The 13,941-nt window shown below is 70.1% G+C and carries 11 protein-coding genes; 6 read left to right on the top strand and 5 right to left on the bottom strand.

From position 1 onward, the window contains the following. Positions 1–2 precede the first annotated feature (2 nt). Positions 3–986: a hypothetical protein gene (locus tag E4N62_RS45290; protein WP_230224163.1), complete on the top strand. Its 984-nt coding sequence runs from the start codon at positions 3–5 to the stop codon at positions 984–986. A 56-nt stretch (positions 987–1,042) separates the two neighbouring features. Here E4N62_RS45290 and E4N62_RS45285 read toward each other — a convergent pair whose 3' ends face one another. Continuing rightward, the gene (locus tag E4N62_RS45285; protein ID WP_230224051.1) at positions 1,043–1,876 is read right to left on the bottom strand and encodes a transposase family protein; all 834 of its coding nucleotides are present in this window, start codon (positions 1,874–1,876) and stop codon (positions 1,043–1,045) included. 73 nt (positions 1,877–1,949) lie between these two features. Further along, positions 1,950–2,426 (bottom strand): hypothetical protein, encoded by a 477-nt coding sequence (locus tag E4N62_RS45280; RefSeq protein WP_230224052.1) that lies wholly within the window; start codon positions 2,424–2,426, stop codon positions 1,950–1,952. Between the two features lie 290 nt (positions 2,427–2,716). Between E4N62_RS45280 and E4N62_RS45275 the strand changes: the two genes are divergently transcribed. Together E4N62_RS45275 and E4N62_RS45270 are read left to right on the top strand one after the other, a co-directional pair. After that, entirely contained in the window at positions 2,717–2,983 is a 267-nt protein-coding gene (locus E4N62_RS45275; RefSeq protein WP_230224162.1) for a hypothetical protein, read from the top strand. Continuing rightward, positions 2,980–3,984 carry a hypothetical protein gene (locus tag E4N62_RS45270; protein WP_230224161.1) on the top strand — a complete coding sequence of 335 codons (1,005 nt, stop codon included), beginning with the start codon at positions 2,980–2,982 and terminating at the stop codon, positions 3,982–3,984. Before E4N62_RS45275 ends, E4N62_RS45270 begins: the two co-directional genes overlap by 4 nt. A gap of 383 nt (positions 3,985–4,367) precedes the next feature. Here the strand turns inward: E4N62_RS45270 and E4N62_RS45265 are convergent, their stop codons facing one another. Further along, on the bottom strand, positions 4,368–5,435 hold the full coding sequence (locus tag E4N62_RS45265; RefSeq protein ID WP_230224160.1) for a hypothetical protein: 1,068 nt from the start codon (positions 5,433–5,435) through the stop codon (positions 4,368–4,370). Positions 5,436–5,539: 104 nt separating this feature from the next. On the opposite strand from E4N62_RS45265, the gene E4N62_RS45260 reads away from it, so the two are divergent. Together E4N62_RS45260 and E4N62_RS45255 are read left to right on the top strand one after the other, a co-directional pair. Next, positions 5,540–6,946, top strand: a complete 1,407-nt coding sequence (locus tag E4N62_RS45260) for a hypothetical protein (RefSeq protein ID WP_230224159.1) — start codon at positions 5,540–5,542, stop codon at positions 6,944–6,946. A 156-nt stretch (positions 6,947–7,102) separates the two neighbouring features. Beyond that, positions 7,103–7,327 carry a hypothetical protein gene (locus E4N62_RS45255; protein WP_230224158.1) on the top strand — a complete coding sequence of 75 codons (225 nt, stop codon included), beginning with the start codon at positions 7,103–7,105 and terminating at the stop codon, positions 7,325–7,327. Between the two features lie 132 nt (positions 7,328–7,459). Here the strand turns inward: E4N62_RS45255 and E4N62_RS45250 are convergent, their stop codons facing one another. After that, positions 7,460–10,276, bottom strand: a complete 2,817-nt coding sequence (locus E4N62_RS45250; RefSeq protein ID WP_230224156.1) for a CHAT domain-containing protein — start codon at positions 10,274–10,276, stop codon at positions 7,460–7,462. Beyond that, the gene (locus E4N62_RS45245; RefSeq protein WP_230224154.1) at positions 10,276–12,507 is read right to left on the bottom strand and encodes a hypothetical protein; all 2,232 of its coding nucleotides are present in this window, start codon (positions 12,505–12,507) and stop codon (positions 10,276–10,278) included. Before E4N62_RS45245 ends, E4N62_RS45250 begins: the two co-directional genes overlap by 1 nt. A 100-nt stretch (positions 12,508–12,607) precedes the next feature. Here E4N62_RS45245 and E4N62_RS45240 point away from each other — a divergent pair, with 100 nt between their 5' ends. Further along, on the top strand, positions 12,608–13,924 hold the full coding sequence (locus E4N62_RS45240) for a CHAT domain-containing protein (protein ID WP_230224152.1): 1,317 nt from the start codon (positions 12,608–12,610) through the stop codon (positions 13,922–13,924). Positions 13,925–13,941 lie beyond the last annotated feature (17 nt).

Genomic DNA, 13,941 nt, shown 5'->3' with positions numbered 1-13,941 from the left:
CCATGACACCTGACGTCGACCTCGAGTACACCCTGGCAGAAGACGCGTACGACGGTCTGGTGGCGCTTCCACGCTCACTTCCCGGAGTACTCCAGGAGCGTTCCATATTTCTCAACTTCGACGACGCACATGACGGAACCTTCCGCGTGAGCGCCTACGGCTCCGCTTTGCCGTATGACGGCAACGGACAGTTCACCGGAGTCCTGCGGCGCAGCCGTGACGAAATAGCCACCAGCGTGGCACGTCTGCACGACGCATGGTTACAGAACGTCGTGCAGCACGAACATGCGGCACGTCAGTACACCTATAACGACCTTCCCGACGAGGCGCTAGGAGCCGACGAGGCCCGTGCGGTCCTGGCCTCGGTCGTCAAAAACCTCGCCCAGGCCGGTCAAGCCCTCTACCGACTGCTGTTCCGTGGCGCTGACGACGGCCTGATACGCCTGGAGGAGGCTCTTTCCCGCGCTCTGCGCAGTGGTCCGCAGACGATCACCGTCACTTCTGAAGACCTGTTCGTGCCCTGGGGGTTGCTCTACGTTCATCCAGACCCGGATGCTCGTCTGCTGCAACACGACACGGCTGCCCAGTGGTCCGGCTTTCTCGGCTACACCCACCTCATCGAGCACTGCCTCGGCTTCGTGAAGGACTACACCCCCTTCATCAATCACGGTTCCGGCCGCCCTAAGGCCAGTCTTCATTTCGACATGAGGCTGCAGAGACACGACCACGAGTCGGACCAGTGCCCCCTGTGCCCTGTGCGCGGCGTCGTCGAAACGCACGCCGACATCAGTGAGCACCCGACGAAGCCGGAGACCGCGGAAGCTCTGACCGAGCCAGACTGCGATCGTCACGTCGTCGTCTTCGGCGCCCACGGCACGGGCCTGCGCCCCGGCCGCAGACAAACCCAGCAGGCGAAGGTCGTTCTCAGTGAGCCTCCGCCAAGCTCGTTTCCGCAGTTCAGTGGGGCTGGTGTGATGCGTTGGTGAGGTCCTCACGCTGACAGGTGGCATGATCGTCGGGGCGAGATCATCCGCCCGCTCCGTCAGCGCTGTACTTCGCTGTTCGCCAGGACGAGCAGGGCCCGCAGGAGCGTGGTGGCCTGCCGGGTGTCGGTGCGGAGCTTGGTCAGGATCCGCCAGTTCTTGAGGTTCGCGAAGCCGTGTTCGTTGGCGGCGCGTTCGCGGCTGACCAGGCGGTTCGCTTCCTTCTCGGCGGCGGTCAGCTTGTGGTTGCGGGTGGCCTTGCGGCCGGTGATGATCACCGGGTCGTCGTCGGGTTTGTCGTCGAGGCCGACGAAGCCGAGGTCGGCCAGGGCGCCGAGGCCGGCTTCCCGCAGGTGTTCGGTGATCTTGTTGTGGCGGGCGGTGGTGATCTCGCTGGACCGGCCGGGCTTGGCTGCGGAGATCCAGATCAGGTTGCCCTTCTCGTCGGTCAGTGCGAGAAACAGCAGGCCATGGGCCTTGTGCTTGCCCGAGTAGTTCTTCCGGTCGTCCTTCCCAGTGCGGCGGTGGGTGCGGATCAGGGTGCCGTCGAGGAGGACCACGACCCCGCCGCTGCGGGCGATCTTCTTCAGCGCGCGGTCCAGGCGTGGGGCGCGGGCGGCCAGCAGCTTGACGACTTCCTTCACCCAGCGGCGGACGGTGGACTCCCCGACACCGTTGCCGCCGGCCATGTCGGCCAGGCGCTGGTCGTGACGCAGGACGGCGAGCACGATGACGGCCTGCTTACCGGGTTCGGCCTTGCGCCAGACAGAGCGCATCCGGTTGCGGCGCCGGCGTATCAGGCCGGCGACGAGATCGATGGTCCGCTTCGACAGCGGGAGGCGGACCTGGTAGACAACATCCTGAGCGCCCTCGGCGGGCTGGTTTTTCGTCACACATCAACCAACTCCCGCCGGGGGCCCTCGCGTTACGGCCGGAATCGGCCCGTCCGGCCGCCAACACCGCTGGTCAGCATGGCCGGTAGCGGCCCGATGCGGTGCGGACGAGCCAGCCCCGGTCGGAGAGTTTGCGCAGCTGACCCCGGACCGGCTCGATCTTCCCCGGCGTCGTCTCCCGGCCCAGTCCGACGGCAACGTCCTTGGCCATCACCGGACCGTCCGACCCGGCCACGATCTCCATGATCCGACGGTATTCCGAGGTCAGGGCCTGAAGCCCCATCCCCTCGACACGATCGGGGACCACCCGCATCCCGCCCGCACCCGGGCCCACCGTCACAGCGACCGGCTCCGGCTCCGGCTCCGGCGACACGATGCCCGACGGCCGCCGTCCACCGTCGGTGGCCTCGGCCCACTGCCCGAACACCACCTCGGCGGCCTCCAACCGGGCCACCTCCAGCTCGAGTTCGCCCAGCTCCTTACGCAGGAGCTCAGCACGTTTCGCCAGCTCAAGCCGCCGCCCGATCGTCCACGTCAGCACGTCTGTCATGAACATCCCTCCCGACGCGGAACCTACGCGGCAGCCCCGAACCTCACGCCAGAACCCGCGAGAACGCCCGCGCCGGACGATCTCGTGCTAACGATCACGCCACCTGTCAGCGTGAGGACCTCACCGCGCATCACACCAGCCCCACTGAACTGCGGAAACGAACTTGGCGGAGTCTCAGTGATGACCAGCCCATCTACGCCGACGACATCGAGTACTGGGCCAGTGACCGGGACACCCGTCTGCCTGACCCTCTGTGCTTCATGATGGTCTGTGAAGGCGGCCGCGCTGGTATGTACCTCCAGGAAGGTCTTGCACGCCCGCTGTTCAATCTGGGAGTGGGCTGCCTCATCGGCCCTCAGGTCGAAGTCAACATTCCTTTCGGCAGCAGGTTCACCTGCCGGTTCTTCGAGGAGTTCTTCAAGGGCGAATGCGTTGCTCCTGTGGTCCGGCAGCTCACGCAGGAGTTCATCGTCCAGCACTCCACCCCGCTCGGGCTGGTCTTCACCTTGATCCGTGGTATTGATAACTGCCTGGTCACAGAGACAGAGAGCTCATGACGGAGACGAATACACACGTCGACCTGATCGACCTGGACGCTGACGGACAGCTTCTGTACCCGGGCAGCCGCGCCGTGGTTCCCCGTGAGGCGATCCCTGGGTTCCTTGAGACGCACCTGCGGCTGCGCGAGGAAACCACGGACATCTTTCTCCACGTCCACGGCTGGCGGACCTCGCCTTCAGACGCAGAGGACAAGGCCCACAAGCTTTTCGCCCTGGTCGACCTCATGATGGCGCAGCAAGCCCATGCCTACCGTCGTATCCTCGGCTTCCGGCCGCAGTATGTCGGCGTGCGCTGGCCTTCTGCCGACAAGAGGCTTCCGCTGGACTACTACGCCGTTCGCGACCGCACCACCGCCATGTCAGAATCCGGCCAGGTAGCACGCGTCCTGGGAGCAGTCCTCGGATACTTCAACACCAACCGCGAATTGCCCGAGCCAGGACCTGACGTCTTCGCCAGCGCCTACGGACAGTATCTCCACTGCGTCGGCCACTCCTTCGGCAGCCGGTTCCTGCTTCACGGCATTCTAGAAGCCAGCGCGCGCCTTGCCGAGGGAGGCCCCGACACCCTTGCCTGGGACTGGCGCGATCCGTCATATCCCTGGACCCTCGACAGCCTGACCCTTTTCCAGGCCGCTCTGCCTGCGGACTCCTTCGCCCACCCGCCATACGCCGGCATCCTCGCCCCGAGCGTACTGAACGCGCCTGTCGTGATGACCTACTCGCCCTCCGACACAGCCCTGGGCTTCTACCACCGCCGCAACGAAAAACAGGATGGCATCGGCCGCCTCGGTGCCACCGCTCCCGCCGAACAGATCACCCGCGTGACGCTCGAGGACATCGGCACGTCCTACACACTGCCGCGGGACAAGCGGCTCATCAACGTCGACGCCAGCCACCTCTATGTGAAGGGAATACGCATCGCGGGAGGTGCGCACTCCGACTTCTACCACCCTGAATCCGCGCACCTCCTGCTATCCCTCGCCAACACCGCTCGCTGACCGCCCGTCTGCCCACCACACGCTTCCAGGCACGGTCGGCGCCATTTACTGGATGGCTGCCATGCCGTTTGAGCTCCTCGACCCCGGCGCCAACCAGCCAGGCTACCCTGCCCGCCCACGGCCAGTCAGGACCTGACGATCTGTCCATAGTCGATCGCTGTCGTCGAGTACCCTGGAGCGCTTCCATGACCGAAGGAGTTCCACCGTTGGTGGCGTTTGTCCCCTTTCAGCCGGGCCGACTGTTCCCGTGGACGACCGACCGTATGACGGTCAACTACCGTCCCGAAATTGCGACCTGATGTCCGTGACACAGCGCCGATCGGCTGTCGCCTGAAGTTGGAATGGGCTCAATGGCAGGGAGCCCGGGGCTCTCCGTAAACTTCTCAGGGTTGGGCGATAACGGGACCGGGCACGCCGGGATGCACCGGGGGCGGATATCCAGATTTCTTCGCACACTTGGGGCAGACATATAGGACCAGATCCTCCATATCTCCATGGTCGAAAACTGCGGCGGGTGAACATTCGAGAAACTTGCTGATCATGAACATGGCTTGTTCTTGGGGAACGTCAAGGGTAATCGCGTGCGGCTGGCTCGGTTTTCGCACTTTGACCGGCTGGAAGTCCTGGGCGGGGAAGAGACGGTCGTAACTGGACAGTGCCATCTGCCCGCGGGCGTCGATCGCCCGGCGCAGCAGCGCCATGCCCAGGGCGCGGGCCGTGGTGGCGGCGACGGGCGCGGTGAAGAACGTCCAGACGTGGGCGCCCTTTCCGGAGCGGGAGATCTCCAACAGGGCAGGCACACCGGCCTGTTGGCACGCGGCAGCGTAGGCGATGGCATCCGCGCGCCAGTCGCTGCCGTCCTTGCCGTCGAAGTCGCACGCCAGCAGCCGGCAGGTGTCGTCGGCCAGCAGCGGGTACAGGCCGATGTGCAGCTCGCTGCGGCCCTGCCGGGACGGATCGAGGTGGCGGTAGACCGTCTCGTCGGTCAGCGGCCAGAACACCCGGTCCGCATTGTCCTTGTTCCTGTCGAACGGGTCGTCCTCGGCCGGGCTCCAACCGGTCCGACCGGACTTCGCGCTCACCCACCTGCGCGCGTACACGTCCTCCCGGCCGGCGAACAAGGCCCGGAACAAGGCGATCTTCGCCTCGGCGCTCGACGAGGCATCCGCATACGGCAGCCCGCCGACCCCGCTGACGGGCACCGGCGCCACAGGCTCGGCGACGGGCGGCATCGGCGAGGCGCCGCTTCGGACGCCGAGGCTCAGAAGGCTGCGCAGGCGAGCGTTGTCCGCGCTCAGCCGGCCGACCTCCTCGTGCAGCTCTGCGTTCTCCTCCAGAGCCACGTCGAGACGGATGCGCAACTCGTCAGGGTCGAAGCAGTCGGACCAGTCCTCCACACCCTCATGATCCAGACTCGGCGCACGCCACGCAGCGAAATCGGCCAGGATCACCGCCGGGAACGTACGGGACTGTCCCACGAGGCATATCCGGCTCGCCCGCGGGCTAGCGTTCCCTCATCCCGATCAATCACCGCCACACAGAGGGGGAAACCGCCGTGTACCGCATACGCCCGGTGGCCAACGGCACCAGCACCGACCACCCCGTCCCGGGCCTGCCGTTCATCAACGACGGCCGCTTACCCCTGGACAACCCCGACGCGATCGAACGCACCGGCCGCAATCAGGGCGAAGGGCTCTGGGGCCGGGCCGACCGCACACCCGACGGAGGATGGGTCGCGTTCACCACCGAGCCCAAGAACCCGTCCTTCGCCTGGGCCGTGTTCCACCACCCGCCCTACGGACGCACCGTGCTGCTCATCCGTGACCGCGACCAGAGCGACCTGCACCACGACTGGCTGCACGGCCGCGAAGGCTTCCTCCACCGGCACGGCGGCTACTGGTGGAACGGTGAACTATGGCACCGTCCCGGGCAAGTATGGGACTGGGCCTTCGAGCGCAACGACGACCGGCCCGTCGACAACCCGACCACGATCACCGCGGCCGACCTGCTGGACTCCACCAGCAACCCCGACAGCGCCAGCATCCTGAAGATCGCCAGCTTCACCGCAAACGATCAGCCCGTGCCCAACTGGAAGAACCACCTGGCCCTGTGGGCGCGACTGCGCGCGTCCCAGCCGGGCGTGCTGCCGCTCGACGCCTGCGTCGTCGACCTTCACGCACCCGAACTGGACAGCCTGATCGACAAGGCGGGGCTGGCGAAGATCGCGGCCATCAGCACCGACGACCTGCCCGACCCCAAGTACAGCTCAGGGCGCAACGATCTGCCCGAACCACAGGACGAGACCAGCGGCAGCATGCGGTGGTCCGTGCCGGTCGCACAGGACTGGGCCGAAAACTACCACCGGACCAACGGCCCCGAAGCCCTGCTGTCGTCGACCACCGTGTACAACACCGCCCAGCCCGCCGGTCTCGTGGCCGACCACAACCGGCTACGCCGCGTCTTCCACGACACCCTGACCGAACAACGCCACAGCGGCGGCAAACGACGGGCGCCCTACATGAAGGGCGACCTCGCGCAGAGCGCCGCCGACGATCTCGCCTGGGACGCGGCAGCCGCCCTCATGTACGGCAGTAACCAGGGCCTCGTCCCGCATGGACCCGTACGTGACGTGCTGGTCGAGGCCATCCTCGGCCGCCTGGCCGAAGACGCCGAACGAAACCGCGGCGAGAGCGAAACCCTGGAGGACATCACTCTGTCCGACCTGTCCGGCAGTACGGTGAAGCTGCTGACCTGGTACCTCCAGCACCGGCCCGGCGACAGCGCGAACCTCCTCGGGGCGATCTGCCTCAAGGCCCGCGTGCGCCTGGGCCTTGCTCCCGCCCAGGTCGGCAGCCTGCTCCGCCGGTCCTTCCACCTGGACAGCGGCCTCGACGGCCAGACCATCGACACCCTGCTGGACATAGCCCTTCCCCCTTCCGCATCCGGCTACCGCAAGCGCTAGGGACCACGGACACACACCGGAGCTGATGCGGCAGCAGAGCCGTCGTCACCCGGCGCGGGCGAGAGGGACGGTCACCGAGAGCCGCGCAGCGTCAGACACCCGAGCATCCCCGGGAGTTGTACTCCCGGGCGACCTGCGGGTGCCACTCTGGAAAGCTTGACCGAACCCCCGCCTCCGCGAGCCTCCGATGCCGAGCCGGCCGACCTGGCAGCCCTTCGTGGCGTCCGGATGAACCAAATGGTGGACGAGCTGCACCAGTGGCGCGCCCACCGCGACCACGTCGAGACGTACCTGATGGACGAATACAACGACGGGATCACCGATCCCGAACCGGCCCCCGTCCGTCTGGTCGACCTCGCCGCCAGTCCCGACCTCCCTTGAGCATCTCGTCACGTGTGGCATGCTGCGCGACCTCGGGGAGATTGCACGTTCCCCAACCACAACGAGCTGTGGGCCTCTCTGCTCCCCGCCGGGGATTCGTCCCACGCCGTAATGGATCGTTGAGCTGCTTGTTTATAGGCCGAAGTGAACGTACGGGGCCCAGACTCGAGGCTCGCGACCAGCTTGCCGCAACCGGGTGACTGCACCGTGCAGCGCGCGTGCCGTACCGGACGCCGACGGTGTCCCGGGGTCCGCCGTCAGCCCGGCGTACACCGCCTCTGCCACCTCGGATGCCGAGTCGTCGTCCAGTGTCCAGCCGGCGGACACCACGTGCTCGTAGCCGGAGATCAGCAGGGCGGCCGCGGGATGGACGGCCTCGCCCGGCAGCTCGCGGTGTCCCTGTGCGCCCCAGCAGACCGACAGATAGGCCACGCCACCGGGGCGGGCCCGGGCCTGGGCGAGTTCGAGCACCGTCAACGTGCGGTCGTACAGGCGCAGTCCGCCCTGCGAGGCGTCGAGCGGGCGGTGCAGCCCGTGGCAGGCGAAGTGCACCCAGTCGTGCCGGGGCAGTTGTCGCAGTACCTCTCCGGCGGTCGCCGACGGGCCCAGCAGCGGCGGCGAGGCGTGGCACCCGAGCCGGGCCGCGACCGCTCGCACCTCGTCCTCGGCGTACGAGAGCGCGGGATCGCCCGGGACGGCGACCGGCAGCAGCGCGGGCGGCTCCGGGCCGGGCCGCCCGCGCTGGGCACGCCGCAGCCGGAGCAGGGTCTCGACCGTCGGTGTGCAGGACGGGACGACGCGGTCGAGTACCGAGTGGCCGGCGGTGGGGATGCCAGCGGCGTGCAGGGGCAGAACTGCGAGCGGCCCGCACGGCGACCACCACAGCCGGGGCAGCTCGCCCCCGGCAGGCGCCGGCAAGGACAGTGTGTCGAGCACGGGGCCCGCGAGCCGCTCCCACAGCCATGGCAGCAGGGCGTCGAGGCACTCGGCGAGTGCCTCGTGTCCTTCGGCGGACGAGGGCTGCAGGCGCACCAGGTTCCATGCCGTGACCAGCCTCCTCGCGTGGGTGCCGGTCTCGGCGGCTGTCAGGCCCGGCAGGTCGATCGGCAGGGGAGCGGCCCGATCGTCGGTGAGTGCCAAGGCGAAACCGCCGTCGGGTCCCGCGGACACCACGACGACCGGTCCGTCGGCCGCGGCCTCGCGCAGTTCGTCGTAGCGCGCGGGCATGAGATACCGCCCGAGACCGGAGTTTTCGCGCCTGATCTCGTCAATGAGCTCCTGTCGGCGACGGAACACGCCGGTCCGTCGCGCGGCGGCGTCGCCGTGCAGGGCCCGGCCGGCGACGGCTTCGAGTTCGGCGAGTGCCGCCGCCCGCTCGGGGTCCGCCGCCCGGAGCTCGGCCGCGTCGTCCCGCAGGCCGCCGTAGTGGGACCAGAGCACCGCGCGCCCCGTGTCCAGGAGTTCCAGGGCGTGGCGGGAATCGCCGATCTCGACCGCGATGCGAGCCGCCTCCTCGGGCAGCCTCTGCCATTCGGCCAGCGTCTTCTCCTGCTCCTTCCGGCTCCGGGAGGGCGCGGCCAGCAAGGGCAGCAGCTCGACCGCCTTCGACGCCGCACGCACGGCAGCGGACGGATCGGGCAGGCGCAGCAGTGCCGTCGCGGCGCGGAAGGCCGCGAGTGCCCGCCACTCGGCGGGGGCGCGGACGTCGTCGGCGATGCCGAGCCAGTCCGCCGCGACGGCGCGGAACTCCGCGTCCCGGCGACCGGCGTCGAAGCCCTCCGCCAGCGCGCGGTGCCAGCGCTCCAGGCACAGGTTGCCCAGGGTGTAGGGGTGGCGGAGATCGTCCTCGGGCGTCTCGTCGTAGGCCCGCCGCCAGGCGTTCACCGCCGTGTCCAGCACAGCCGGTTCGGGCGTTCTGCGGCCGAGGTCGCTGTGGACGGTGGCGAGGGCCGCCAGCGTCTGTGGCCGCCACCGGTCGTCGTCGGAGAGGGCGAGCGCCGTCTCGTGGCGGTCCAGGGCGGCGTGCAGATCCCGTACGACGCCGGGGTCCGTGTCCTGCCGGGCGCGGGCGCGGGTGCGCAACGCGTCACCGAGGTGCGCGTGCCGGCGCGGCAGGTCGAGGTGGTCGGCGTCGGTGTCCGCCACCGCCCGCTCCAGCACGCGGACCGCTTCGGCCGCCGAGTGTTCCGCAGCGGCTCCGTCGGCGGCCTGGGCATGGGCCAGCAGGGCGACGCCAAGGGCGGTCAGGGCGTCGGCACGCCTGTCGCGTCGCGTCTCGGCGACTTCCCGGAGCAGCTCGACGGCCTCGTCGAGGTCCTCCAGCGAACCGGTGAAATCGCCCCGGGCGCGCAGGGCGTCGCCGAGCGTGGCGGTGGCCAGAAGCCGGTCCCCGGCCGCCGGGTCGGCGGGCGCGAGAGCGCGGGCGGTTCTCAGTTCTGCCACGGCGGCATCGAGGTCGCGCGTGTCGCCGTACCGCTCGAAGCGGATACGCAGCAGCCGCCCCTTCAGGCTCGTCGCCGCCGAGTGCCGAGGGGGGAAAGGCTGGGCGAGCGCCTCGTCGAGGTCCGCCGGGTCCTCACCGCCCTGTGCCAGGGAGAGCAGGTCATGGCGCGCGTTGAGGAGCACCGCCAGGGCCAACCCTCGGTGGGCGGCTTCCGCCTCGTCGGCGTCCGGGGACCGCAGCCGGCGGAGCGACTCGATCGCCTGGTCCAGCCGCTCGCGATCCCCGGTGGCCGCGCAGCTGTCCACATAGACCGTGATCGCGAGAAGCCTCAGTGGTGAGTACCGGGGGTCGAGGACGCAGGGCAGACCGACGACGAGCCCGGCGGCGCTCAGGGCGTGGTCCCAGACCGTCCGGTCGTCCGACGCCCGGGCGATCCGCAGCAGTTTGTCGACGGTCAGAAACAGCCGTCGGGCGGGCGGGTCCAGGTCGGAGGAGTCGTCGTGCATCACGACTCCGCGGCGCGGGTGGCGGCCGGACGGACGCCTGCGAGTTCGGCCGTCTCCAGCACGGTCACGCGGGTCGTGGCGTGCCGGTACCGCTCGACGAGGTCGGGCCGGACCGCGGCCAGGAGACCCAGTTGGGCACGGCCGCGTTCCAGCGCCCGTGACAGGGACCGGGCCCGGCCGCGTTCCAGTTGCACGGCGGCAGCGCGCGCGTCGCCCGTGGCGGCCTGGGCGTACGCCGCATGGGCCGGGACCTCCAGGAACTCCGCCAGCCAGACCTCCACCGCCTCCCGGCCCGACTGGGTGCGCATCAGCCGCTCAGCCGCCTCGCTCGCGTGACCGAACGCCTCGCTCGCCTCGGCGTGAGCGCCCCTGGAGTGCGCCCAGAGACCCCAGGCGCGGCCGGCGAGGAGCCCCGCCTCGGGGCCGGCCAGCCGAGCACGGGAGCAGCTGCCGCGGTACGCGGCGGTCGCGGCCTCGGCATCCCGCGCCTGTCCCGTGCGCTGGTGGCGGACGCACAGTCCGTGTCCCAGGTTGCACCAGCGGCCCGCCAGATCGGGCGCCCTCTCGTCGGTACCGGCGACCGCGGCGGTGAGCGCGCTGACGGCCTCGTCCAGTTCGGCCTTGTCGCGCGCGGTCTCGGCGCGGGCGAGCAGCGCGGTGCCCAGGTTGCCGAGGGCTGCGGTGTGACGTGGCGAGCCGGGCGGCAGGTGGTCCAGGGCGTCGCGGTATGCAGTGATGGCCTCCGTCAACGGGTCCCGCGTGCCGAGGAGTTCGGCCTGCAGGCGCAGGGCTCCGCCCAGGTTGTTGAGATCGATCGCCCGGCTCGGCGTTCCGGTCGCGAGCGTGACCGCGCGCCGCAGTGCCGCCACGGCCTGCCCGGCGTCGTAGCGGTCGTGCCGCCTGCGGGCCCGTACGCGCAGACTGGTCCCGAACTGCCCCCACAGAACGGCCTCGTCCTCGGCTTCGTATCCGCGGCCCCGGACCGCACGCTGCAACACGGCCACGGACTCGTCCAGATCGGCCAGTTCGCCGGTGCGTTGGTACCGGGCGAGCAGCACGGTGCCGAATTCGCCCTCCCGCAGCGGGCGTTCGGGGGAGTTCTCGGGCGTCTCGCGCAGCGCGGCGGCGAACTTCTCCACGGCGAGGTCGAGATCCGAGAGGGATCCTCGGGCGTCATGGCGTTCCAGCAGCAGGATCGCGTGGAGCGCCAGTCGGGCGGGGCGTTCCGGGGAACCCTCGGACGTCACCCCGATCGTGCGTTCGATGCATTCCAGGGCTCCGTCCAGGTCGTCCTGGTTCCCGGTGCGCTGGTACCGCTCGGACAGGGCGGTGGCGATGTTGCCGAGCAGGCGCCCCGAGGTCCAGGGCTGTGCGCCGGCGACCGCGGCGACGGCCCGGCGGTAGCACCCGATCGCCGCGTCGAGTTCGGCCTGGTCGCCGAACCTGGTGTAGCGGGCGTAGTGGACCGATCCCAGGTTGAGCCAGAGCACCACGGCCCCGGGGTCGTCGGTGGCGGCGGCAGCCGGCGCCGGGGCGCCGGCCAGCGGTTCGAGCAGGACCAGCGCACGGTCCAGCGCGCCGGTGTCGCCGTCGACACGGTGGCGCTGCAGCAGCCCGCCCGCGAGGTTGACGGTGCAGTCCTTCCGCTCGGCACTGCCCGGCGGCGTTCGCACCACCGCGTCCTCCAGCAGGGCAAGACCCCGCTCGGTGTCCTCCGCGCTGCCGTCGCGTTCGGCCCGGTCCAGCAGCATGAGGCCCAGGTTGGTCAGTGCCGCCACCCGGGTCGGCACCGCGACAGCGCGGGCCAGCACCTCCTCGTTGCCGCGCACCGCCGTGTCGAGTGTGTCGGGTCCGCACCCCTCGTGGTAGCGCTCGTACGCCGCCGTCGCCTGCTCGGCCAGGTCGATCACGGCGTCGTCCTCGTCGGACGTCAACTCGCGCAGTGCCCGCTCCGGCCCGACCTCGCGATACCGTCCCAGGATCCCCCGGTAGTAGGCGTAGCGCTCCGCCACCTCGGACAGGCCCACGCGCTCCGCGGCCGCGACGAGTTCACCGATCACGACGTCCGCCCGCTCTTCGAGCAGCGCCGGACGACGGACGAGAAGCCGGTGTCCCTCCTCCCAGCTGGGTTCGGCGGCATAGGCGTCCAGCAGCCGTTGGCACCGGCGTACCCACACGTCCTCGCGGACTGCCGCCAGGGTCCGCGCGACCCACCCCGTCCGACGTGCCACCCCGTCTCCCGCCCTCGGCCGGTACCGCGCCGCCCCGCTTTCGTGTTCCTTCACCCGGTTCAGGCTTCCCACGCCGTCAGGGACCCATACGATGGCCCACGTGGCGGAGTCGACAGCGGACATTTTCCCCGAGGGCGGGCGTCAGGGGCTGAACTTCGACGAACTGCGCTCTGCTCGCCAGGAGTTGGACGACGTCATCGACGAGATCCGCCGACTCGAAGGCTTCGGCGACTTCCTCGCCGAACCGTCCTTCGAGGACATCTCGGTGGCGGCGGAGCAGCACCCCCTGTGCTACCTCTCCCCCGCACAGGGGGGCGGCCTCGCACTGATCGTGCGCGGGAACGACGTGAACGTGCTGTGGCTCGAGGACCTCTCGACGGAGGCGGTACGCCACCGCGTCGGCGGCCTGGCCGTCTCGGGGGCCGAGTTCCGCGCGAACCCGGGGGCCGGGTTCGCGGCCTGGAGCACGGATCTCGACGGCACCGCCCGGTGGCTGTGGGACGCGGCGATGGGCCCACTGCTGCGTGGCGAACTGGCCGACGAGGACCGCGTCACCCTCGTACCTGCCGGACTGCTGGGCATGCTGCCCCTGCACGCGGCCTGGACACCGGCCACCGGTACCCCGACCGGACGCCGGTGGGCCGTCGACCACGCCGCGATCAGCTACATCCCCAACGCGCGCGCCCTCACCGCCGCGCGCCGCATCGCGCAGGAGCACGCCCCCGACCGGCTGCTGGTCGTCACCGACCCCCACAGGACGGCCGCCGGCGGACGTACGTCCTTCACCGCGCTGGAGGCCGAGATCGTCGCCGGTACCTTTCCCGGCGCGCACCGGATGCTGCATGGTCCCCGGGCCACGGTCCCCGCCGTCCTGCGGGAGCTTCCTGCCGCCGGTGTCGTCCACTTCGCCTGCCACGGTTTCGCCGACGTCGGCAGCCCACTGGACAGCGGACTGTCGCTGGCGGACGGCCGGACGCTACGGCTGCGCGACCTGATGGGGCTCGACCTGCGGCTGCGGCTGGCGGTGCTGTCGTCGTGCGAGACCTCGGTGCCCGGGACGCGGTTGCCCGACGAGGTCGTCGCTCTGCCCACCGGTCTGCTCCAGGCCGGCGCCGCGGGAGTGGTCGCGTCGCAGTGGCCGGTGCCCGACCTGCCCACCGCCTTGGTGATGACGCGCTTCTACGACCACTGGAGGGCCGGCGCGCCGCCGGCGGAGGCCCTGCGCCGCGCCCAGATCTGGGTGCGGGACACCTCCAACGAGGAGAAGACGCGGTTCCTCGACGCGGCGGCCGACGAGGGCCGGCTCTCGCCTGCCGCTGCGGACACACTGCTCGACGCGCTTCTGCCGGCCGAGCCGGCTGCTCGGGACGAGGCACACATCGCCGACTGGGCGGCGTTCGCCCACTTCGGGATCTGATCGGGCCGCCGACGGCC

The sequence above is a fragment of the Streptomyces sp. MNU76 genome, assembly GCF_020982545.1.
In the GTDB taxonomy this organism is placed as follows: domain Bacteria; phylum Actinomycetota; class Actinomycetes; order Streptomycetales; family Streptomycetaceae; genus Streptomyces.
The sequence above is the reverse complement of the archived record's forward strand: the minus strand, read 5'-3'. Positions and strand labels throughout refer to the sequence as shown.

What these genes read in the sequence shown, in the direction of transcription:
- E4N62_RS45250 (WP_230224156.1), bottom strand. Translation starts at nt 10,276, where the DNA reads ATGCACGACGACTCCTCCGACCTGGACCCGCCCGCCCGACGGCTGTTT.
- E4N62_RS45270 (WP_230224161.1), top strand. Translation starts at nt 2,980, where the DNA reads ATGACGGAGACGAATACACACGTCGACCTGATCGACCTGGACGCTGAC.
- E4N62_RS45280 (WP_230224052.1), bottom strand. Translation starts at nt 2,426, where the DNA reads ATGACAGACGTGCTGACGTGGACGATCGGGCGGCGGCTTGAGCTGGCG.
- E4N62_RS45275 (WP_230224162.1), top strand. Translation starts at nt 2,717, where the DNA reads ATGTACCTCCAGGAAGGTCTTGCACGCCCGCTGTTCAATCTGGGAGTG.
- E4N62_RS45290 (WP_230224163.1), top strand. Translation starts at nt 3, where the DNA reads ATGACACCTGACGTCGACCTCGAGTACACCCTGGCAGAAGACGCGTAC.